Source organism: Vibrio sp. (genome assembly GCF_984391705.1).
Genome location: NZ_CFHWOM010000002.1, coordinates 155420 through 178049, shown reverse-complemented (window position 1 = coordinate 178049; position 22630 = coordinate 155420). Strand labels below are relative to the sequence as shown.

Annotated in this window: 24 protein-coding genes; 9 read left to right on the top strand and 15 right to left on the bottom strand. The window is 45.1% G+C overall.

The window, feature by feature from the left end; translation table 11 throughout:
* Complete coding sequence (gene rsgA / locus AC4MRV_RS03155; protein ID WP_491185967.1) at positions 1-1047, bottom strand: ribosome small subunit-dependent GTPase A; 1047 nt, start codon at positions 1045-1047, stop codon at positions 1-3.
* Positions 1048-1064: 17 nt separating this feature from the next.
* A complete protein-coding gene (locus AC4MRV_RS03150; RefSeq protein WP_491185966.1) occupies positions 1065-1601 on the bottom strand; it encodes a GNAT family N-acetyltransferase in 537 nt (178 codons plus the stop codon).
* Between the two features lie 137 nt (positions 1602-1738).
* On the opposite strand from AC4MRV_RS03150, the gene AC4MRV_RS03145 reads away from it, so the two are divergent.
* Both AC4MRV_RS03145 and AC4MRV_RS03140 read left to right on the top strand, forming a co-directional pair.
* On the top strand, positions 1739-2644 hold the full coding sequence (locus tag AC4MRV_RS03145; RefSeq protein WP_491185965.1) for a LysR family transcriptional regulator: 906 nt from the start codon (positions 1739-1741) through the stop codon (positions 2642-2644).
* A 119-nt stretch (positions 2645-2763) separates the two neighbouring features.
* A complete protein-coding gene (locus AC4MRV_RS03140) occupies positions 2764-4731 on the top strand; it encodes an alkyl/aryl-sulfatase (protein ID WP_491185964.1) in 1968 nt (655 codons plus the stop codon).
* A 59-nt stretch (positions 4732-4790) separates the two neighbouring features.
* Here AC4MRV_RS03140 and AC4MRV_RS03135 read toward each other — a convergent pair whose 3' ends face one another.
* Positions 4791-6527 carry a methyl-accepting chemotaxis protein gene (locus AC4MRV_RS03135; protein WP_491185963.1) on the bottom strand — a complete coding sequence of 579 codons (1737 nt, stop codon included), beginning with the start codon at positions 6525-6527 and terminating at the stop codon, positions 4791-4793.
* A 312-nt stretch (positions 6528-6839) separates the two neighbouring features.
* Here AC4MRV_RS03135 and AC4MRV_RS03130 point away from each other — a divergent pair, with 312 nt between their 5' ends.
* The 6 genes from AC4MRV_RS03130 to copI all read left to right on the top strand — a co-directional run bounded on the left by AC4MRV_RS03130 (position 6840) and on the right by copI (position 14615).
* Positions 6840-7271 (top strand): acyl-CoA thioesterase, encoded by a 432-nt coding sequence (locus tag AC4MRV_RS03130; protein WP_491185962.1) that lies wholly within the window; start codon positions 6840-6842, stop codon positions 7269-7271.
* 64 nt (positions 7272-7335) lie between these two features.
* Positions 7336-7740, top strand: a complete 405-nt coding sequence (locus tag AC4MRV_RS03125) for a hypothetical protein (protein WP_491185961.1) — start codon at positions 7336-7338, stop codon at positions 7738-7740.
* A gap of 136 nt (positions 7741-7876) precedes the next feature.
* Positions 7877-9172, top strand: coding sequence for a TolC family protein (locus AC4MRV_RS03120; RefSeq protein ID WP_491186043.1), 1296 nt, complete (start codon positions 7877-7879; stop codon positions 9170-9172).
* A gap of 11 nt (positions 9173-9183) precedes the next feature.
* Entirely contained in the window at positions 9184-10890 is a 1707-nt protein-coding gene (locus AC4MRV_RS03115) for an efflux RND transporter periplasmic adaptor subunit (RefSeq protein ID WP_491185960.1), read from the top strand.
* A gap of 2 nt (positions 10891-10892) precedes the next feature.
* On the top strand, positions 10893-14012 hold the full coding sequence (locus tag AC4MRV_RS03110; RefSeq protein WP_491185959.1) for an efflux RND transporter permease subunit: 3120 nt from the start codon (positions 10893-10895) through the stop codon (positions 14010-14012).
* Between the two features lie 66 nt (positions 14013-14078).
* Positions 14079-14615: a copper-resistant cuproprotein CopI gene (gene copI / locus AC4MRV_RS03105; protein WP_491185958.1), complete on the top strand. Its 537-nt coding sequence runs from the start codon at positions 14079-14081 to the stop codon at positions 14613-14615.
* 32 nt (positions 14616-14647) lie between these two features.
* Here copI and AC4MRV_RS03100 read toward each other — a convergent pair whose 3' ends face one another.
* From AC4MRV_RS03100 to AC4MRV_RS03090, 3 genes are all read right to left on the bottom strand, one after another.
* Positions 14648-15235: a GNAT family N-acetyltransferase gene (locus AC4MRV_RS03100; RefSeq protein ID WP_491185957.1), complete on the bottom strand. Its 588-nt coding sequence runs from the start codon at positions 15233-15235 to the stop codon at positions 14648-14650.
* Between the two features lie 119 nt (positions 15236-15354).
* Positions 15355-15582: a hypothetical protein gene (locus AC4MRV_RS03095; protein ID WP_491185956.1), complete on the bottom strand. Its 228-nt coding sequence runs from the start codon at positions 15580-15582 to the stop codon at positions 15355-15357.
* A 55-nt stretch (positions 15583-15637) separates the two neighbouring features.
* Positions 15638-15859 carry a VF530 family protein gene (locus AC4MRV_RS03090; RefSeq protein WP_005472135.1) on the bottom strand — a complete coding sequence of 74 codons (222 nt, stop codon included), beginning with the start codon at positions 15857-15859 and terminating at the stop codon, positions 15638-15640.
* Positions 15860-16051: 192 nt separating this feature from the next.
* Here AC4MRV_RS03090 and AC4MRV_RS03085 point away from each other — a divergent pair, with 192 nt between their 5' ends.
* Positions 16052-16447 carry a hypothetical protein gene (locus tag AC4MRV_RS03085; RefSeq protein WP_491185955.1) on the top strand — a complete coding sequence of 132 codons (396 nt, stop codon included), beginning with the start codon at positions 16052-16054 and terminating at the stop codon, positions 16445-16447.
* 138 nt (positions 16448-16585) lie between these two features.
* On the opposite strand, the gene AC4MRV_RS03080 is transcribed toward AC4MRV_RS03085, so the two are convergent.
* The 9 genes from AC4MRV_RS03080 to AC4MRV_RS03040 all read right to left on the bottom strand — a co-directional run bounded on the left by AC4MRV_RS03080 (position 16586) and on the right by AC4MRV_RS03040 (position 22287).
* Positions 16586-17158, bottom strand: coding sequence for a hypothetical protein (locus tag AC4MRV_RS03080; protein ID WP_491185954.1), 573 nt, complete (start codon positions 17156-17158; stop codon positions 16586-16588).
* 99 nt (positions 17159-17257) lie between these two features.
* Positions 17258-17725: an ASCH domain-containing protein gene (locus tag AC4MRV_RS03075; protein ID WP_491185953.1), complete on the bottom strand. Its 468-nt coding sequence runs from the start codon at positions 17723-17725 to the stop codon at positions 17258-17260.
* Between the two features lie 50 nt (positions 17726-17775).
* The gene (locus tag AC4MRV_RS03070; RefSeq protein ID WP_491185952.1) at positions 17776-18162 is read right to left on the bottom strand and encodes a carboxymuconolactone decarboxylase family protein; all 387 of its coding nucleotides are present in this window, start codon (positions 18160-18162) and stop codon (positions 17776-17778) included.
* Positions 18163-18218: 56 nt separating this feature from the next.
* Positions 18219-18575: a MerR family transcriptional regulator gene (locus AC4MRV_RS03065; protein WP_491185951.1), complete on the bottom strand. Its 357-nt coding sequence runs from the start codon at positions 18573-18575 to the stop codon at positions 18219-18221.
* Between the two features lie 82 nt (positions 18576-18657).
* Entirely contained in the window at positions 18658-19038 is a 381-nt protein-coding gene (locus tag AC4MRV_RS03060) for a GFA family protein (protein ID WP_491185950.1), read from the bottom strand.
* A 33-nt stretch (positions 19039-19071) separates the two neighbouring features.
* On the bottom strand, positions 19072-19614 hold the full coding sequence (locus tag AC4MRV_RS03055) for a hypothetical protein (RefSeq protein WP_491185949.1): 543 nt from the start codon (positions 19612-19614) through the stop codon (positions 19072-19074).
* Between the two features lie 274 nt (positions 19615-19888).
* Positions 19889-20296, bottom strand: coding sequence for a GFA family protein (locus tag AC4MRV_RS03050; RefSeq protein WP_491185948.1), 408 nt, complete (start codon positions 20294-20296; stop codon positions 19889-19891).
* A 38-nt stretch (positions 20297-20334) separates the two neighbouring features.
* Positions 20335-20619: a MazG nucleotide pyrophosphohydrolase domain-containing protein gene (locus tag AC4MRV_RS03045; RefSeq protein WP_491185947.1), complete on the bottom strand. Its 285-nt coding sequence runs from the start codon at positions 20617-20619 to the stop codon at positions 20335-20337.
* A gap of 99 nt (positions 20620-20718) precedes the next feature.
* On the bottom strand, positions 20719-22287 hold the full coding sequence (locus AC4MRV_RS03040; protein ID WP_491185946.1) for an ATP-binding cassette domain-containing protein: 1569 nt from the start codon (positions 22285-22287) through the stop codon (positions 20719-20721).
* Positions 22288-22630: the final 343 nt, after the last annotated feature.

The following is a 22630-nucleotide window of genomic DNA, read 5'->3' as shown; positions in this document are numbered from 1 at the left end:
TTATCGACCTTGTTTAAGAGAGCGACTTTGCTGCTGAACGGTATTAACCATCTTGCCAAAAGCTTTGTCCTTAGCTCGTTTCTCTGCCAAAGACGCACTATTGAACGCTTGTTCACGCATCAGTTTAAGGTAACTGTCTAAACGGCGTTGCTCCAACTGCCCATTGGCAAGTGCCGCTAAAATGGCACATCCAGGCTCTGAGGTATGACTACAATCAGAGAACTTGCACTGCTCGGCAAGCTCAGTGATCTCACTAAACGCTTCACTGATCCCTTGCTCACAAGCACTCAATTGTAGCTCTCGCATCCCCGGTGTATCCATCAACAATCCGCCGTGTGGCAGCCATTGAAGTGAACGATAGGTCGTGGTGTGTCGACCTTTGCTGTCATCTTCTCGAATCGTACCAGTAGCCATAGTTTCATTGCCCATAAGCCCATTCACCAGCGTCGATTTACCCACACCAGAAGATCCAAGCAGTGCAATGGTTTTACCTGTGCTGCAATAACCCGCAAGCTCTTTAAGATGCTCAGGATCCAATGCGTTAATGGCATGAACCAAGAGCAAAGGATCAAGTTTTTGTACTAGGCTTTGTTTATCACTCACCTCTGCACATTGATCGGCTTTCGTCAGCACCACAATCGGCTCAACTTCTGCCTCTTTAGCTAAAGCTAGATAGCGTTCAATACGATTTAAGTTAAAGTCATCATTAAGCGAACATACGATGAATACGCTATCAATGTTGGCGGCAATGAGCTGAGTATCTAACTTACTCCCCGCCGCTTTGCGTTGGAACAGTGAACGTCGTTCTAACACTCGGCTTAGTCGATGTTGCTCATCAAACGTTACCCAATCCCCAACACACACTCGCTGTGAATTTGGCGTAAGAGTCAGAGTGACGCGCCCCGCATCTGTCATGGCAATCACTTGGCTACGATGCTGCTCTACCACGCGGCCGATTGCTTGTGTCTCTAATTCTGTTAGTTCCAACTGCTGCTGAAAATAGGGCTTCCAACCCAGTTGTTGTAATGAAGGATGTTCACTACTCATTATCTCTCTCCTAAAGCCTACCAAAACTCAGGCTTATTAAACGCGGCAACGCACTGGCTCGTCCCCTGGATTGCTGACAGTGGTTGCTCTGTTAAAGATTGAGCCAACCAGCCATGAGGATAGCTTAGTGGCAAAGGAGCCGCATAATTGCTTTCCAACACCGGAGCAAACCCTACCTTAACGTAGTAATTTGGATCACCGTAAGTAAACGCTAACTCAGCGCCATTGCTCGCCAACAACTGTAATCCGTAATTGATCATGGCCTGGCCAACGCCTTTACCTTGCGCTTTTGTTGCCACCGCTACTGGGGCAACAAGAAACGCTTGCTCAGGCGCATCATAGCGTAAGCGCGTCATTAGAATGCTTCCCACAATCTCGCTCTCTTGCTGCGCAATCACAACGTAGATGTCTTGATTACTTGTTGTCGCCATAAGGTCGGCAACCAAAGCACCAATCGCTTTGCCTTCCGACTCGCCTTCCGAGTCGCTAAAAGTCGTCGTAAACAATTCAATAATCTGCTGCGTTTGCTCTGGTCTAGATAGTTTGTATTCCACAATATAATCCTCTATTGATAATAGCTCGAGGATAAACTGTAAAGCTATAGACAGGTCAATACTCTAAAGAGTAAATATTTCTTCGGACTCTCAAGCCAGTTATGATTAGCCTGAATTGTTCGATGCTAGGAACTAAGATGGATCTCAATCTACTCAAAACCTTCGATGTGGTGATGAAAACGCGCAGCGTCAATGATGCAGCAGAAAGCCTTGGAATTACGGCCCCAGCAGTCAGCCATGCGTTGAATCGGCTAAGAGAGCAGTATCAAGATCCACTTTTCATTCGCAAAGGGCGTGGCATAGCGCCGACCAACTTTGCCGTAGAATTGCATGAAGAGATCCAAGAGCCGCTCAATTTACTGTTAAACGGCGCTAAATCTAGACAGCAATTCAATCCCGCACTGAGCAACAGAACGTTCCGTTTGTCGAGCCACAAAGATCTCGACTTAATGGTAGTGCCACCATTGATTGATTACCGAGACCAGAACGCACCAAACGTGAAGCTAAGTGCCGACATAGAACATACCAATGAAACCAATCGCCAAGCCGATTTGCGCATGCGTCGCGTCGATTTGATACTCGCCACCACACCACTCGATGAACATGGTTATCACAACGAGCTCCTTTTTGAGTTGCCGCTGGTGGTCATTTGCCGAAGTGAGCACCCAAGAATCCATCAACATATCAGCCATCAGCAGTTCTTTGCTGAGCGCCACTTACTATGGGGGACTCAGCGCCTTAATCAAGACATTGTCGATTCATTAAGCATTGAGCCTCAGCCGCAACGCAATATCGTCTATAAAACGGACTCAATCTGCAACGCAGTCATGATGGCAGCACAAACTGATTGGCTATGTGTCACCAGTCAATGGCACGCGAATTTGTTAGCACCAGCCCAGCAGATGCAAATACTTCCCCTGCCCTTTGAGCTTAATACTCTTCCCTTCTACATGACGTGGCATCATTCACAGCAGCAAGATACTGGCCACCAATGGCTTAAAGAGACCTTACTTAACGTCACAGCGCCGTTTCGAAACCCATAGTGGATTAAATGTTATTTAATCCACATTTTAGTTTTAGTCTATCGATTGATTAATCCACGAGCCCTACTATCTCTCCATCGACGAGCAAGACTCTGCTCGCCCCAAAAGAGAGATAAATTATGAAACTTGAAAAATCTATCGTGTCATTGGCTATTCTCGCTACCCTTGCTCCCACTCTTAGCTTCGCCGCACCAACCACGAGTGCGCCAAAGGAAGCATCAAACTTCACTATCGCGAAAAATGAACAACTCAAACAGTACCTAAACTTCGCCAACCAAAGTGACTTTGATAATGCCTCTCGCGGCTTCATTGCTACCTGGCCAGAAAAAACCATCAAGGATGCCGATGGTAAAGTCATTTGGGATTTCTCCAAGTATGATTTTATCGACCAAGACACAAACACCGACACCATTAATCCGTCACTGCTGCGCCAAGCCAAACTGAACAATATTGATGGTCTATTTAAAATTAAAGAGGGCATTTACCAAGTACGCGGCTTTGATCTTTCTGTCATGTCCTTTATTCGAGGTGATGACGGCTGGATAGTGGTCGATCCTTTGATCTCTCCCGAAACCGCGGCTGCGGGCTTGAAACTGCTACGCGACAACGTGGAAGATCTTCCGGTAACTGGCGTTATCTTTACCCACTCACACGTTGACCATTTTGGTGGCATCTTAGGCGTTACCAGCCAAGCAGACATCGATGCAGGTAAAGTCGATATTCTCGCTCCTGAAGGGTTCTTTGATCACTCGATCGCTGAAAACCTAATGGCAGGCAATACCATGTCGCGCCGCGCTTCTTACATGTACGGTAACTTGCTAGAGGCCAGTAGCAAAGGTCAAGTCGATGGCGGCTTAGGTAAAACCACATCTTCTGGTGCACCGGGTATTGTTAAGCCAACCCATATTGCCAACATTACCGGTCAAGAGATGGAAGTTGATGGGGTAAAACTTGAGGTAGTCATGGCGCAAGAGTCAGAAGCGCCGTCGGAGTTCATGTTCTATTTCCCTCAGTACAAGACCATGATGGCAGCGGAAGTGATGACGCACACAGTACACAATATCTCTACGCTGCGCGGTGCAAAGACCCGTGATGCTTCCTCTTGGGCGGAGTACATCGACGAAGTTCTGCATACCTATGGAGAGAAAGCGGATACCATGATTGCGTCTCACCACTGGCCAACCTTTGGTAAAGAGAACATTCAAAATCAGCTAGAAAAAACACGCGATATGTATAAGTTTGTCCACGACCAAACTCTGCGTCTCGCCAATAAAGGCTATACTCCAAACGAGATTTCAGCTTCTATTCAGTTGCCAGATGCACTCGGTAAAGAGTGGTACAACCGCGGCTACTACGGCACAGTGTCACACAACGCACGTGCAACCTATGACTTCTACTTTGGCGCGTGGTGGGACGGTAATCCAGCGAACCTAAACCCATTAACACCAACAGAGCAAGGCACCAAATATGTTGAAGCAATGGGCGGTGAAGAGAAGGTTATCGACCTCGCCGAAACTGCGATTAAAAAAGGTGAATACCGCTGGGCAGTGACACTGCTCAACAACGTGACATTTGCAAACCCAGACAATATGGATGCTCGTTATCTTGAAGCCGATGCAATGGAGCAGCTCGGTTACCAAGCAGAATCTGGCCCATGGCGTAATTACTACCTAGGTGGTGCGAAAGAACTCCGTGAAGGAATTAAACCTGTCGCAACGCCAAACACCGCGGCGATTGCTAAAAACATGCCGTTTGATCAGTTTATGAACTATCTCGGCGTCACGGTAAAACCGGAAGCGGCGAAAGGGTTAGATATCAAAGTGAATATTGATGTCACAGGCGATGGCCAATACGCAATGGATTTGAGTAACTCGGTATTAAAGTCCTACTCTGACAAGCAATTTGAAGAGGCAGACTTAACGATTACTCTGTCACGTCAAGCCTTCGAAAACATGATGACTAAACAAGCCACTCTTGGAGAGGAAATCAAAGCGGGTAACTTTAAAGTGTCTGATCAAGTTGAGTTTAATAAGCTAATGTCAGTGTTTGACCAATTTGATATGTGGTTTGGCGTGGTAACACCTTAACCCAAGCCCAATGTCCAAATAGTTATATAAAAAAGCCCGCTTGTCCGCGGGCTTTATTGTTATTGCACCTTAAACTGGGCGACCACACTACTTAGGTTTCGAGATGTGCCACTTAACTCCTCACTCACTGCTGCAGCTTGTGAAGCATTTCCATTAAGGATGTTAATGATGTCTTGAATCGCTACCATATTACGGCTAACTTCATCCGTCACATGACGTTGCTGCTGCGCCGAAGTGGAAACATGAATGTTCACTTCATTGATTTCCGTTACCGATTCCGTGACTTCGTTCAGTGATAACATCACCTGCTCTGTATGTTCAGCCGTGACTTCACAGCTCTGGCGCGTCACATCCATCTCATTAACAACACTGTTGGTTGTATCTTTAAGCTTTTGCAGCATCTCATTAATCTGAGAAGTGCTCTGCTGAGTGCGTCCGGCCAATGCGCGAACCTCATCGGCAACGACTGCGAAACCTCGACCTTGTTCACCTGCACGCGCCGCTTCAATCGCCGCATTCAGAGCAAGCAAGTTGGTTTGCTCAGCAATTTCGCCAATCACTTGAAGCACAGTACTGATCTGTTTTGTGTCTTCATCCATGGTACTAATGGTTGCCGACATCGACGTTACTTGCTCAACCATCTTGCCAACACTTTCAACCGCGTTCTCAACAGTCTGCTTCGATTGCTCAGAATAACGATTCGCTTGCTCTGTCAGCTGCGCGGCATTTTCAGCACTTTGGGCGATAGATACAGCGCTGGCACTCATCTCTTCCACTGCCGTGATAACTTGCTCTGTTTCTTGAGTATGCTGATTCAGCGTATCCAAGTTGGAAGATGATTGCTGACTGATATCACGAACCGCCGAATCAATACCTCTTGATGAATCAGAGACCTCGATAAACATCGATTGTAGCTTCTCAATAAACTGGTTGATCGAACTGGAGATCTCGCCAATCTCATCTTGTTTTTCAACGGTAAGGCGGCGGGTTAGATCGCCATTCCCTTGCGCTAAATCCGCCACTAGCTCTTTAAGACGCAACAAAGGTTTAAACGAGTACTGTAGCAACAGCACACTTAACACAACAATGACTAAGCCAATAACCGCCAAAGCAATCGTCACGTTCCAACTTAGTGACGCAGTGTTAGCCGCAATATTGTCGTTATCAATATAACCAGTCAGCTGCCAGGTTTGATCGCCTAAAGAGATAGTACGGCTAACAGGGGTTAAGTTACCGTCAGAAATATTGGAAAAGATTTTGGTGCTACCAGCCACCAGTTCAGCGTAACTGCCTTCGTAGGTATAAACTTCGATAACTTTACCCAGTTCACTCAAATTCAAGACGAAAAAGTCGACTGACTCATCCATTCGCTTAATCGAAAACGTAATAACCGGTAAGTTATCCAGCATGGTTACTGGGCTGATTTTGATATCGTCGCCGTGTGATTCAGCTTGAGCGATGTATTGAGCTGCATCTTCATCGCTCATATTGCCGCTGTCGTCAAATGCATATCCATTGACGATTTTAACGATCCGATAAAAGCCTGAGCTCTCTTTAGTGTCGCTGATATCCATCATGCTAAAGTTTAGGCTCGTAGCAAGGTTAAGCTTAGCTTCGAGGTCTTTTTCCAACTTCTGCTGAATTAAGTCGATACCATGAGTAATACTTTGAGTATCAGTACGTTGTATGTAATTGCTAATAAAGTAATTAACGCTGATAAATGAAGTGAGTATCGTGGTGAAAATAATTGAAGTGATGAGCACCACAATCTTATTCTTGAACGAAATGTTCCTCATAACACTTTACATCCTTAAAAGTGACCTTTGAATAAATGTGCATCCCTGATGAAAAAATATCTAATCTATTTAATACGTTAGACTGTTTTCTGCACTCAATGTTAAGCGACAGTAAAGGTTGGTGCAATTACTATTGATAACTTTTACCAGCACCCTTCTTTTAAATTGCAGCCCACACCACACTTCGGAGCAAGGATTAGTGATCACACCCGCACCGCCACAAGATCACATTTCATTAACACAATTTAAACCAATCACCACAAATAGGATTAGAATAAAAACTCAATCAGTTTTAACCTTTCAGGAAGCTTCATGGACGATTTACTTAAAGATTTTTCCGTTGTGACTAAAGTACCAGTTGCGTGGGGAGAAATGGATGCACTACAACACGTGAACAATGTGGTTTATTTCCGCTATTTTGAAACTGCACGTTTGGAGTACTTTGAAAAAATAAAGCTTCTGGTCAATATCGCCCAAAGCCAAATTGGTCCAGTATTAGGTGAAACACGCTGTCGCTACAAAATCCCAATTACCTATCCCGATACCTTACTTATTGGCTCCAGAGTGATCGACTTACAAGAAGATCGATTCACAATGGAGTATCAAATTGTTAGCCAAAAAATAGGCAAGGTAAGCACGATTGGCCAAGCAACTTGTGTAATGTTTGACTTCAAGAACAACACCAAAGCCACAATCCCTGAAGAAGTAAAGCAGGCAATTTTAAATCTCGAAGAGCAAAGTTAACTGCTTGACCTTTCCCCTAGGGTAAGCTTTAAGATATCGACAGTTATTATTGTTTTGGTGCGTTATGAGTTTGTCTCCTCTTCGCAAAATTTGGATTTCGCTACTCAGTGTTCTCGCAATGCTGATGTCTAGCTTTGTATCCAGCTCACCAATAATGACCTTTCAGATGCTATCTGCTACCAGCGTTGAATCAATTAATGATAGTCACTGCGGCTCAATGAGTTCTGTCAAAGCACATCATACGCTCAACGATGTTGGTGAATCTAATCTCACCGCTGACTTGCCATGTGGTAGTGATGACAGCATGGCTCACAATTGCTGTGGTGCTGTTTGCGCTACGGTGTTTGCTCTCTTTGCGCCTGTAGAACAAAACGCTTATATCAACTCAAATTTGGCCTTAATCCACCCTGACTCTGGTGGTGATACCATTTATCGCCAAGCTTCTCTTTATCGTCCTCCGATAGCTTAAATCCGTTTGTACTCTTTATCTTCTCAGCCCTATCTGAGAAGCAAGTTCCTCGTGCGTTAAGCACATTACAACGGATAACAACGTGAAAAACTTAGCTTCTATTGCTGCGCTCTCTTTGAGCTCAGTACTATGGTCGCTGCAAGTTAACGCTGGTACCAATGCGGTCTCAGCCGAGCACTTAGCAGCACCCACTTTGCCGGAACTGATTCATTCGGCATTAACAAACGATCCAACACGCACTCAGTATTACTCGCAATCTGCAGCCATGCGTGAAACAGGCGTCGCGGCTTCAACGCTCATGGACCCAAAAATCAAACTCGACTTTGGCGGTTTGCCCGTCGATAGTTTCAAGTTTGATGAAGATCCAATGACCAATATTTCGGTCGGCTTGATGCAGCAATTTGAACGCGGATCTACCCTCGAACTGCAGCAAAAAAAAGCCAATAAGCAAGCAGATGGCATTGAATCTCAGGTTCATACCCGAGAGCTAGATGTTATCAATAACATCACTCAACTCTGGGTTGAGCTGGGCTATCAACAATCTGCAGCCCGTATCCTTAAGCAAAATAAAACGCTGATGAAAGAGATGGAAAGCTTCATTCAAACCAATTACTCAATTGGTAAAAGTGAAGCGCAGGACTTGCTGAATGCACAACTGCAAATCGCTAAATTAGACGAAAAGCTGCAAGCTAACTCTCAAATGCAACGTCGACTTATCTCTCAGCTGTCTGAATGGTTAGGCTCAGAGTGGATTCGCAGCGCGCATAAAATCAAAGCGAGTAATAGCCTAAGCTGGAGTCAACTCGACCAAATTGTCCAGCCAGATACAACGTCGCATTACCAAAGGCTCAGCCTGCATCCAATGATAAAAATGGCCGATATCAGTATTGCGGCTAATCAGACCCAAGTTGAAATTACCGAGCAAGCCTATACACCGCAGTTTGGTGTTGAGGTCATGTATGCTCACCGCCAAGCAAACAACATGATGGGTGAACCTGCTTCTGATTTGGTTAGTGCTTATCTCACCATGGATATCCCTCTCTTCACGGGCAATCGCCAAGATAAAAACTTAGCCGCGGCGCAATATCAAGTGGGTGCAGCGCAGTCACAAAAAGACGCGTTGCTCGCCCAAATGAATGCCAAGGTTAACGCCCTGTTGGTGGACCGAGACAACTTACAACAACGTTTAACTCGCTACGAAAAGACCTTGCTACCTCAAGCTAACGCAAGAATCAAAGCCGTGGAGCGCGGCTATCAGAACAACACAGCTCAGTTTAACGATGTGATTGCAGCGACCACTGATGAGTTGGCATTAAAACTCGAACAAGAGCGCCTAACGACAGATTTGAATATCACCAACAGCAATCTGGCGGCACTGCTAGGTGGCTTTGAATACCAAGTCGACAAACCACAACTCAGCATTAAGAATTAAAAGGTAATACAATGAAAACATTACAAGTGGCAACTCTTGCATTGCTAGTTGGTGGTGCACTTGGTTTTGGCGCCAATCAATATCTCTCTTCAGCCAGTCACGATATGAGCGCTATGTCTGGCGCAAACGCGGCTAGCTCCAATGAGCCTCTATACTGGGTCGCGCCAATGGACCCAAATTATAAGCGCGACAAGCCAGGAAAATCCCCGATGGGCATGGATCTTATTCCAGTCTATGCAGAAGACTTAGCGGGTGATAATGATAAACCCGGCACGGTAAAAATCTCACCTGAAGTTGAGAACAATCTTGGCGTGAAGTCTGAGCTTGTACTGAGCGAAAAACTCTCCCCACGTATCGAGACCGTTGGCTATATTGCCTTTGATGAAAGTCATCTATGGCAAACTAACGTGCGTGTCGCAGGTTGGGTAGAAAAGCTCAACATCAATGCTGTCGGTGAAAAAGTGCGTCAAGGCGATGTGCTCTTTAGCTTGTATTCTCCTGAGTTGGTCAAAGCCCAAGAAGAATTGCTCAACGCCTATCGAACGGGTCGAAGTGGTTTGGTGAAAGGCGCAACAGAGCGTCTGGTCACATTGGGGGTCGATCGCGACCAAATCAAAGCGATAAAGCGCAGTGGTAAAGCATCTCAAACAATCGAGATCAAAGCACCAGCCGACGGCGTTATCGCCAGTCTAAACATTCGTGAAGGTGGCTACCTGTCACCCGCTCAAGCAGTGATTAGCGCAGGCCCACTCAATAACGTCTGGGTAGATGCGGAAGTATTTGAACGCCAAACACATTGGATGAAAGCTGGCAGTAGTGCAACCATGACACTCGATGCGATTCCGGGCAATGAGTGGCAAGGTATCGTCGACTATGTTTATCCAATCCTCGACCCGAAAACTCGTACATTGCGCGTGCGCTTGAAGTTTCCAAATCCTAATGGCGAACTCAAACCAAACATGTTCGCTAACATCGCCCTACAGCCGGTCACTGATGAACCCGTGCTTACCATACCAAAGTCTTCTGTGATTCGTTCAGGAGGTATGACTCGCGTGGTATTAGCACAAGGTGAAGGTAAATATCGCTCAGCACGTATCGAGGTTGGCCGTGAGGCAGGCGACAGAATTGAAGTACTTCAAGGACTAGAGCTAAACGAACGAATTGTGACTTCAGCACACTTCATGCTTGATTCCGAGTCAAGCCAATCTGCCGACCTTTCGCGTATCAATGGTGTTGAGCCACCAGCAGAAACCGTATGGGCAAAAGGCGAAATTACCGATGTCATGGTCGATCACCGCATGCTGACCATCAACCACCAACCCGTCCCGAAGTGGAATTGGCCAGGTATGGTCATGAACTTCAACCTTGCTGACGATGTAGAAGTAGAGGACCTGACGAAAGGCCAAGCCATTGAGTTCGAAATGGCAAAAACTGAATCGGGTCAATACGAAATCATTGCCCTAAAAGCGGATAACAGTGTCATTGCCGCTGAAGTCTGGGTGACGGGTGACATCACCATGCTGATGGCCGATTTTGGCATGATCACGTTAAAGCACTTACCTGTCGCAGAGTGGAGCTGGGAAGCAGGTGAGATGAACTTCTCTGTCGGTGACGATGTAGATTTATCTGGCTTTGAAGAAGGCCAACAAGTCCGCTTTCTAGTAGAGAAACAAGGCTCAGAATATCAGCTCATACAACTTGAAGAAGTAGAGGGCTAACTATGATCAGTGCAATCATTCGTTGGTCGATTCGCAATCGATTTTTAGTCCTGATTTCAACATTAGCCTTAGTGCTGGGTGGACTTTACAGTGTAAAAAACACACCTGTCGATGCTATACCGGATCTTTCTGATGTTCAGGTCATTATAAAAACCAGCTATCCCGGCCAAGCGCCTCAGGTGGTCGAAGACCAAGTCACCTACCCGCTCACCACAGCCATGCTTGCGGTACCGGGCGCTGAAACCGTGCGCGGCTACTCCTTCTTTGGCGACTCCTACGTATACATCATCTTTAATGATGATACGGACATGTATTGGGCTCGCTCGCGAGTACTTGAATACTTGAGCCAAGTTGCGCCGAACCTACCACCAAGCGCGAAGCCAACCTTGGGCCCAGATGCGACCGGTGTGGGCTGGGTTTATAGCTATGTTCTGCAAGATAAAACAGGCCAGCATGACCTCGCTGAACTGCGCAGCTTACAGGACTGGTTCTTAAAGTATGAGCTGCAAACCGTTGAAGGCGTGTCGGAAGTGGCGACAGTCGGTGGCATGGTCAAGCAATACCAAGTACAAATTGATCCTGCCAAACTGCGTGCCTACGACTTAACGCTACAGCAAGTCAACATGGCGATTCAAAACGGCAACCAAGAGGCTGGTGCATCGGTAATTGAAGTGGCTGAAGCGGAACACATGGTTCGTACTACCGGCTACCTTTCCAGCATCGAAGATATTCAATCTCTACCGTTAAAAGTGACCGAGAAAGGCACACCGCTGCTATTAGGTGATATTGCTGACATTAACCTCGGGCCTCAAATGCGTCGTGGTATCTCCGAATTTAACGGCGAAGGCGAGGCTGTTGGTGGCGTTATCGTGATGCGATTTGGCGAAAACGCCAGTGAGGTGATCAGTAACGTCAAAGCCAAGCTAGAAGACCTACAACGCAGCCTACCGGACGGCGTAGAGATAGTCGCCACCTATGATCGCTCAACATTGATTGATGCTGCGGTTGAAAACTTATGGAAGAAACTGGCGGAAGAGTTCATTGTCGTCGCGGTTGTCTGTGCACTGTTCTTGTTCCACATTCGTTCATCACTGGTTATCGCACTAAGTTTGCCTGTTGGGATCCTGTCAGCATTTATCGTTATGCACTGGCAAGGTATTAACGCCAACATCATGTCTTTGGGCGGTATTGCGATTGCGATAGGCGCTATGGTTGATGGCGCTATAGTAATGATAGAGAACGTACATAAGCACATAGAGCGCACTCCGCTCACTGACAAAAATCGCTGGCAAGTGATTGGCAAAGCAGCAGAAGAGGTGGGTGCTCCCCTATTCTTCTCGCTACTTATCATCACCTTGAGTTTTGTGCCAGTGTTCGCTTTGGAAGGCCAAGAAGGCAAGATGTTCTCGCCACTTGCCTTTACCAAAACGTATGCGATGGCCGCAGCGGCAGGTCTCGCTATTACCTTAGTGCCTGTTCTGATGGGCTACTTTATCCGTGGCAAAGTGCTTCCTGAGCATAAGAACCCTGTCAACAAAGGATTGGTCGCACTATACCGACCTCTGCTTAACCTGAGCCTGCGCTTCCCTAAGACAATGATCATCTTAGCTGTGGCGTTAATGGCATCCGCTTACTATCCGACCAGCAAGTTGGGCAGTGAATTTATCCCGCCATTAGATGAAGGCGATCTGATGTATATGCCTACTACCTACCCTGGTATTTCCATTGGTAAGGCACGTGAGCTACTGCAGCAGACCAACAAGCTGATCAAAACCGTCCCTGAAGTGGAAACAGTTTGGGGCAAGATTGGCCGCGCAGAGACCGCAACCGATCCCGCGCCACTGACCATGATCGAAACGGTCATTCAGTTAAAACCAAGGGAGCAATGGCGTGAAGGCGTGACTACAGAGTCACTACGCAAAGAGTTTGATGACTTAGTCCAGTTCCCTGGTTTAACCAACGCATGGGTAATGCCAATTAAAACTCGCATCGACATGTTGGCAACGGGTATCAAGACTCCTATCGGAATCAAAATCGCCGGGCCTGATTTGAAGGTGATTGAGCAAATTGGAGCCGATTTAGAGCCGATTCTGAACAGCATTAACGGCACATCTTCTGTCTATGCTGAGCGCGTTGCAGGTGGACGCTACGTCACCATTGATATTAAACGTCGCTCGGCGGCTCGCTACGGCTTAAACATCAAAGATGTGCAGCAAGTCGTATCTACAGCAGTCGGTGGTATGAACGTAGGTGAAACCATTGAAGGACTTGAGCGTTACCCAATCAATGTTCGTTACCCACAAGATTACCGTGATTCGGTGGTTAAACTGCAGAACTTGCCATTGGTTACTCCAAACGGTGCACGTATCGCTTTAGCCGATGTTGCTGACATTCGTTACGAAGATGGACCGCCAATGATCAAGACCGAAAACGCGCGCCCGAATGGCTGGGTGTTTGTCGACATTGATGGACGCGATCTCGGCTCGTACGTGGTCGAGGCGCAAAATACCGTAGCAGAGCAACTGCAATTACCAGCAGGCTACTCATTAGCTTGGTCTGGGCAATACGAATACATGGAGCGTGCAAAAGAGCGCTTGAGCGTGGTTGTCCCGATTACCATTGCCATCATCATGCTGCTGCTCTATTTCAGTTTCCGCCGTGTGGGTGAAGTCATGATCATCATGATGACCCTGCCACTCGCTATGGTAGGTGGTTTATGGCTAATGCACTACCTCAGCTACAACTTCTCAATCGCGGTAGGCGTTGGCTTCATTGCTCTAGCAGGGGTCGCGGTTGAGATTGGGGTCATCATGCTGGTTTACCTCAACCAAGCGTGGCACTACAAAAAGCTGCACGCAGAAGAAGATAACAAAGCGATTACCGTTCAAGACCTTACCGATGCTATCCGTGAAGGTGCCGGACTGCGTGTACGCCCAGTCATGATGACAGTATTGACCGTAATTATCGGCCTGATCCCGATTATGTACGGTGACGGGACAGGTTCGGAAGTGATGCAGCGTATTGCCGCACCAATGATTGGTGGTATGGCATCAGCCCTACTACTCACCCTATTAGTGCTACCAGCGATCTTCAAATTATGGAAACAACGAGAAGTTAAATAACGCATTTTCGGCAAGTAGCGACGAAGACTCATCACTTGCCGAACAAAATTCTAAGAGGAACACATTATGAAAAAAACACTGATTACCTTAGCTATCGCAATCTTTAGTACTGGCGCAATGGCCGATGCAATGGACCACTCTAAAATGGACCATTCAAATATGAACCATGACGAGATGAAAATGGATCACAGTAAAATGGATCACTCTGGCATGATGAATATGGAAGGCATGTCGGATGTCGGTATGCCAGCAATGGGCGCAAAGCCAGATAAAGTAGTCCATGTAATGTTAACTGACGATATGAAAATCAACTTCAAGAAGGAAGTGGATATCGAGCCAAATGACGTGGTGCAATTTGTTGTCATGAACGCTGGCAAGATTGACCATGAGTTTTCTATTGGCTCAGCACAAGAGCAGCTTAAACACCGTGAGATGATGAAAAACATGGGCAACCATGCACATGACTCTGGGAGTACTGTGACCGTCAAACCGGGTAAAGCTAAACAGCTTCTTTGGCACTTTCATGGCGACAACAATGTTGAGTTCGCCTGCAACATTCCAGGCCATGCTGAAGCGGGTATGGTGAAAAAAGTCTCTCTATAAACGACGAAAGTCGCCAGAGCGATCTGGCGACTTTAACTTAGAGTCAATTTCATCGTCGTTGCACCTGAAAAGCCGAGCAACCATTCAAGGTATGGGTAACTTTCAGTTTTAACCGCCACAAAGCCCTTCGATTCATAAAGCTTTCTCGCTCTGTCATTACTATCAATCACGTCAAGTCTGACTGAGGTAAAACCATTCTCACCAGCGTATGAGATAATATGATCGAGTAACATTGAACCGATACCTTGCCCTCTGAACTGGCTATCTACTGCAATGCCATCCATCACTAACTCCTGCTCATCAGGTTGGCGTTCAAACAAGCTAAAAACAACGCAGGCCCAAACCCCTCTCAATAACCCAAGTTGTTTTATTAGCCCTTTGGCTCCAATACCACCTGTGTGCGAGCCTGACTCAACATTAAAACCCGCCAAGCCGACAGGGACGTTATTTGAAAATGCCGCAAAGGAGTAATGAGGTACGAAGCAGTTTGAGAGTAATTCGATCCGTTGATTTTTATCCGCAACGGCACACTGAAACTTGGCACCGAACGCTTCTTCATACAATTTGGCAATCAACATTGAATGGGAGTGTTGCCACCCTTTTTGGATATAGACCGTCATCTGATTTCCTCCCTGATCTCCGACTTAATGCCTACCTAACCCGTTTTGATAAATCTTGCGATTGAGCACTGGCCAGTCATGAGCAAATACTCTTTCAATGACACAAGATAATCATGTTCTTACACTAACACTTCTTGATTGGAACCATCCCAGTATTGGATCAGGAGCATGCCTGTTGGGATCGATTGCCCTTCAATCACCCGATCATATTCGTCCAAGTCATCGGGATAAGTGACGCCAAAACACCCTTGATCAGTGCAATAGCCATGACGCTGCAATGCATACTCGACCAACTGAATACTGGTCGGAAAAGGTTGAGATAAAAGCTGCATGTAAATGTTATCCATACTCTTAGCGCCCCTTGTTCCTCAACCTATCGGTTAGTCATCCGAGAAAGAAAGCTTATTTACAAAATGTATCTATGTATAAAGCTTCCACTTTGTCTCTCGCCCACTGTGTACGGCGTAAAAACTTCAAAGATGATTTGATTGATGGATTATTGTAAAAACAGTTGATCTGAATTTCTGCATCTAGTCCTTCCCAGCCATAGTGTTCTTGTAATCGGACGAGAATTTTTTCTAGCGTTAAGCCATGTAAAGGGTTGTTTGGTTGTTCTTGGCTCATGAGCGAAAGATCCTAAATATCGATACGAATATCGACAGTTTACCAGAATCTCACTACCTAATAGCGAGTTTTCACCCGACGAGAAAGAGTTGTGTCGCCGAGTTAAACCTATCTAAGAACCATAGATACAAAGACTTGTAAGTTGCTACTCCAAGGGTAAAATCGCAATTCTTATAATTTGAGCGACTAAGTATGCTATTTAATAACGACATCGACGAAATGATTTGCTATCTAGAACGTTTCTGCAAACAGCCGCACGTGCAGGCGCTGGATAACACTTCAGACGATCAATTGAACCTGCTGCTCGATTTCTTAACGTTGGCTCACAAATTAAAGTGCGACATTTATGCGACGGGCAATCTCAATAGCTCGCACTTTTTAGGTATCGGTGAGTTTGCTTTGTCTCAAGATAGGCCTCCACAAGGAAACCTATTTCTCAAAGTAGAACTCGACTGCCTCTACCTTACTTTTGAGCTAGAGAGTTGCACCGAAGACAATCTACTCACGCCGATACGAGTGATTGATGCTCTTCTATACCTCACTGAAAGTAAGGGCCACGGTTTAACCCCCGAGCATTATTCAAAATAGGTTAGCGCTATACATCTAGATAAGGGGGGATTTAGTCGAAAAACTCACTGCTCTTAGTAAAACTAACTACAACCCAGATGAGGGATTGGCGTAACCGTAAGCTTTCCAAATCTAATGCTTTTATCACTTCCGATAAGTTTAGAGCTCGATGAACATCGATAGACCTCCAAGACCAATCAACGTCCAAAACAAAATCCCAACTAATATCCAAACATAGTTTGCCCAAGTTAATTTAGAGTTTGCACTACCCTCATTGTCGCCCATTAATTGGTTTGCTTTAGCCTGAATGGCATATAACGCCTTAAACGTAAAAGGGAGAAGAAGAATACTAACAAAATAGCTAAATGGAAGACCGATCTCCTCGCTTGAAAGCTGATCAAAAACCCTACCGACAATAGTTAATATTACGTAAGTGGTGGCATGAGACTCGAGTTTTGAATCCTTTTTCGATGAAGAATCGGACTCTGTTGAAGACAAAAGTTTGTCACACAGAGAATGGAGGAAGAAGATGTCAAAGAAACCTCGTACAACGGGCCAAACCTTGGCATTACAGCTACTCTTGTAGAGGCTCCAGTTTTTATACGACCAATAAAGTCCGTAAATACCCATTGTACTTAAAAAGAGAATAGTAAACTTTTGAGGAGAGACTACGTACAGTTTAACCTCCTTACTCTGATCACTAACCGAAATATTACTTTCAATATTCTCCATTTATACATCCTTGTATTTATTATTGATTTACAAAATTTTAACGCGGAGTGCAACACTATCATTTGCCCCCAATTAAAAGCCATAGTCACCGGTCAAAAATCACTTATAAACAAGTTCAAATGTGACAAGTACAAGCTCTGTTGAGTCGTTAAACTCAATTCCATAAGCCGACTCGCAATCCTTGGTGAAAAAATCGTTGTGCGCTTTATACCACCACTCATACGTGCCATCACCTTCACCCTCTGATTCAGCGAATTCGCGACTCACCTGGCCAAAAGGGCAGAAATCTACTTCAGTGATTTTAACGATACAAACCGGGTTCTTGTCCCAATCGAGAACAATTTGGTACTGGCCGACTTTGGGAAACTCCTCCCCTTCAATTCGGTACGCTTCTTTAACGCTACAAGTTGCACGCTTTTTGCCAATGGAAACAAGTCGAGCACACTCATTTGTATTGTATTCATCGTCACAAAAATACGTGGTTTCTACATCGTAAACCTCAGTACGTTGAAGCTCCGGTAATGTACTAAGATAGGTTTGGAAATAATCCTCATACCTAGCATCCATGAAAAACTCTCCATCTAATTTTCTAATATTCTATTGAGCACTCAGAACCTCTAAACACTCTTGTTTTGTCGTTCAATAAGCACTTCTTTGAAAGCAAACATACCGTTTAATGCTGCAGGGAAGCCTGCATAAACCGACATTTGTAGGATAACTTCTTTTATTTCTTTCTCTGCGCAACCTACATTAAGAGCCGCGTTCAAGTGGACTTTAAGTTGAGGAGCACAATTACCTAGCGCAGTCAGCGCCGCTACCGTGGCTATTTCTCGGGATTTTAGGTCCAATCCTTCACGAGCGTAAATGTCACCAAAAGGGAACTCTATCGTATACTTGGCAAGGTCGGGGCTTATATCCTGCAGGCTCTCGATAACATTCTGCCCCGCTTCTCCGTCAATATTTTTAAGTAACTCTAACCCAGCTTCAAAACGTGATTTGCTCATTTGTATGCTCCTATTAAATTTGAAATCGCAGCATACAAGTTAGAGTTAACTCTAAGTCAACGAACTTTTCCTTCTTTATAAAGACTAATTTTCTTTTCTAAAACAGTGAGATGTAATTGCTGTTCCGCAATGTGAGCTTTTAAGCTTTCTTTATGTTGCTCAAGCAACGCTTGACGATCAGCAACTGAGCGAGAACCAGCTTCTCTCAACCTTGCATACTCGAGTATTTCCTCAAGTGGCATCGCCGTATCTTTTAGACGTTTTACAAACTCGATCCAATTAAGATCTTTTGATGTATAAGCACGATGACCGCTACTGTTTCTTTGCACGTTTTTAAGCAAGCCTATTTTCTCGTAGTATCGAAGTGTATGGGCAGACAAACCAACAAGACGCGAGAACTCCTTCATATTCACTGCTTATCTCCTATAGAAATTAGAACTTTTTAGACTATAGACACCGCGAGTCTCCAAACTTATAAGCATAGAGCTTAGGTACCTACAAAGACGCCCCATCAATTTTAATCACAGGAATTTTGTTTAATTCCAGTCCGTTGATGCAACGAGCATTGACGGTCCAGCCAGTAAACTCTTCCTTGCCTGCTGCTATTTCAGCTTCAGTTAATTTGCTGGGCTTACGGAAAGGTAAAATACCGCACTTAGGACAAAAGTAATCTTGAGCCGTTTTACTGCCCCATTGGTATAAACTGGCATCTTCTAGTGGCGTAAGGAATGACAAATTCTCTTTTGCTACGCGAAAATTCAGCGCTCCCCTTCGAATACAAATAGAGCAGTTGCATTCACGAAGATGATCAATGTCAGCTAAAACCTTGAATTGGATCCGGCCACAATGACAAGATCCAGTATAAGTACTTAACATTTAACCTCCAACGTAACTCAGGCAGCGCATCGCTTAGAGGTACTGACTCTCTAGTTGATAAGCCTCTTTTTCCATCGGCGCATTTTCATAGCCGTAGATAAAAAGTTGTATAAGGTATTGTCTGGTCTGCTCCGTTAAGCCCATTTTTTCTGCTTGTCTAACATGAATCAGTTCATGTGATAACAGCAGTTGGTTACTAGCTTCTGAGTGTTTTATCCAAATACCATAACCGTATGTATATGCAGCCATAAGCGGAGAGCTGTAACCGTACTTTTTAGCTAAGTTAGCTAGCTCTGAGTCTTCAGGAAACGGAAGTCTATCGACATAATACAGCCTAACTTTTTCTGGATGCTGTAAACCAACTCTTTGCGCCATTTCCATTTGACTAGCATTAAGCTCAATCCCTTTATCTATGGCTTCACGCTCATTTTTACTAACAAACTGTTCTGCCGCAGGAAGAATTTCATTTACATAGTCAGTAAGCTCTGCCGGAGGGGTGGCATAGATCTCATCTCGATTGATACAACCAGCAACCAGAAAAACCACCAAAGCGATACCGAAGACTCTTTTTAACATTCTTTGTTCCCTAAATTACTTGTGTTATTGACCCTACTACACAGTGGTTGGATTGATATATACATTAATAATCAATTGGTTACTAACACAAGCAACCAGTCAAACGAGAAGCTCGAACAATATTTCAAACTCGGCTACTTTTGCACCCAAGTTATTGAAAACTGCATTGATGATCGCAAATTCAAGGATTTAAAACGCCAAGACAGCGTATTATTCGCTGTCTTGGCGGTGAGATAAGACGAAACCTAAAGCTTTAATTCATCACTTCAAACAACTAGTCCCGACCCGGTTCATGCCTTTCGTTTCGAGGTAATACCGCGTCCAGCTCTTCCCAATTCGCCTTAGAAGTAACGAAGTTATGGGATAGTGGGCGCTCGCTAATATCACTGTCTAATGATCCAAGGCGTAAACGTAGCCTGGAAGGCGATTGAGCGTTGGAGCTATAAATTGGAGCTCCGCAATTCTTGCAAAAGTATTTACGCTTGCCTTCGCTGCTCTCATAGAAAGTAAGCGTAGCGTTTTTATCCGTAAGCTTAATATCCGACGCATTAATAAAACCATTGGTCGCATAAGCACTGCCACTCGCTTTGCGACACAATGAACAATGACAATGGATAATATCAGTCACACTACCATCCAAGCGGTACTCGATTGAGCCGCACAAGCAACTTCCTTGATACATTTCTTCTCCTTGATCAATCAATTCCGTGGGACGCACACCTATCGATTGTACTTCTCTTTGTTAAGCACTTCTTTCATCGTATGGGTTTTCTCCAAGTCCACGTCGTGAATATTGGCAAGAGCACAAACATAATACAAAACATCGTATAACTCTTCTGCTACCGATCCTTTGAGTTCTTCAAAGCTTGGTTGCCCACTTTTGCCACTGCGAATCGCTTCAGACAGCTCCCCTACCTCTTCAATCAATTTCAAAAAATAGTGCTCTGATTGGTCAGGCGCGTAATCAAACTGTTTTATGTGGTTCTGTAATTCTGTTAGCTTCATGACATCCTTTTTATTGATTTTAGCGCTCTTAATGAGTGCATTTTATAAATCCCTTCCATAAATAATCAATGAGTTAGTATGAAGTAATGTGCTTGAGGCTCAAAAAGAGAAACAAATACCTACTCCACTCTCACGAACAAAATCTGGATCATGGCTGACAAGAATAAAGGCTCCTTGATACTGGTTTAACGCCTGAGCCAATATCGTTTTAGAGTCCAAATCGAGGTGATTATCCGGCTCATCAAGCAGCAAGATGGGTGATTGAGGTTGATGACTGACTATCAACATCGCCAATTTCATTTTCTCACCGCCGCTGAGTTGGCTCACCAAGCGAAATACGCTATCTCGACGAAAGCCAATTCCTGCAAGTAATGTCCGAGCGTCACTTTCGAGTAACCCCTTACAATGCCAAGTCATGTTGTCTAACAAAGAAAGCTCTAGATTGAGCAGACCAAAATGTTGGTCAAGATAACAAACTGGACGGTTGATATGCAGCTCGCCACTTTGGAGGGTGAGCTCACCGAGTAACACTTTCAGTAGTGTCGATTTTCCGCAGCCATTGCCACCCGCAAGGTGGAGTTTGCTGCCTATATCAAGAGATAAGTTGAAGGGTGTAGCTCTACCAAAAGGAAGAATCGCCGCGACAATATGCAATGCGTTACCACGGCCTGCCATCCCTTGCTCTAAATAGAGTTTTTGTCGCTTAACCTGCTCATAACGCTCGCTAAGACTGCGCTCCTTTTGCTCCAACATTGTACGCCGACTATTTTCATTTCGATGTCGATTAGACACAGAGTTCTCTGCGCTGTTTTTCATGCCATCGAGAATCAACTTAGACTGACTGCCTGCTTTGCGAATTTTGTTCCCTTGCGCCTCTCGCTGCTGGGCTTTCTCTCGGTTTTTCTGTGCTTGAAGTTCTAACCTTTGTTGCTCACCTCTAACCGCATCAAGTTGACGCTCTAAGGCATTGCGCTCTCGCTGTTTTTGCTGATAGTAGAAATCGTAATTACCCCCATATTGAGTAAGCCCAAGCTGGCTCAGCTCCCAGATTTGATCCATCTGTCGTAGTAACAAACGATCATGACTAATGAGCAAGATATAGCCGTCAAACTGACGCATTTTTTCCACCAGCCATAGTCTTGCTTGATAATCTAAATGGTTAGAAGGCTCATCCAAAATAAGGAGTTCAACCTCTGATAGAAATAGCTTCCAAAGCTGCAGTCTTGCAAGCTGACCGCCACTCAAACGACGGCAAGGGAAGTTAGGGTCGGCTGGCAGCCCTAACTCTATTAGCTGCTTGGTTAACGCCCCTTTAAGCTGCCACTCTTCTCCTACAATATCGAACCACTTTGAGTCGCAGTCGCCCAACTCGATTTGCTCGATGGCGTACAAAACCTCGTGATAGCCGAGAAACTGTGCAATGGTCGTTGAGCTCGCCAATAAATCCAACGGCAGTTGGCTATAACAGGCAAAACTTACACTCCCTACCACATGGCCAGAGCTAGGCAGACGTTTTTGCGCGAGTATATCGGCAAGGTAAGATTTCCCAATGCCATTTCGACCGACCAGCCCGGTTCGTCTGGACGTCAGTGAGCATGAGATGTCGGTAAACAACACCTCACCATTGTCGAATTGATAACTGATTTTATTAACTTGTATAACTGGCATAGCATGCCTCCTGTAGAACAGGATTAGGCGTAGCATGATGCAATAAGATCGATCCAAATAGTTCAAGCTGAACCTGAGCAAAGGGATCAATAAATGCGAATATAAATTGAGCGTGGTGCTAACATGAGCACAGATAAAGCTACGCCGACTAACCCTGCGAAATCCGAAAAATAATGTCAAACATGGATAACAGGTGTTAGTTGTTCATATTGGCGTAGACTCCTTGAGAAATGATGTGGCGATTATAGAGCAAGTTTTCGCCACATGGCAAATGAAAGTGCAATCAGTTGCAAAACTGCTTCATCTAATCTATTCGATGACGGTAAGCTAAAAGGGGATTGTA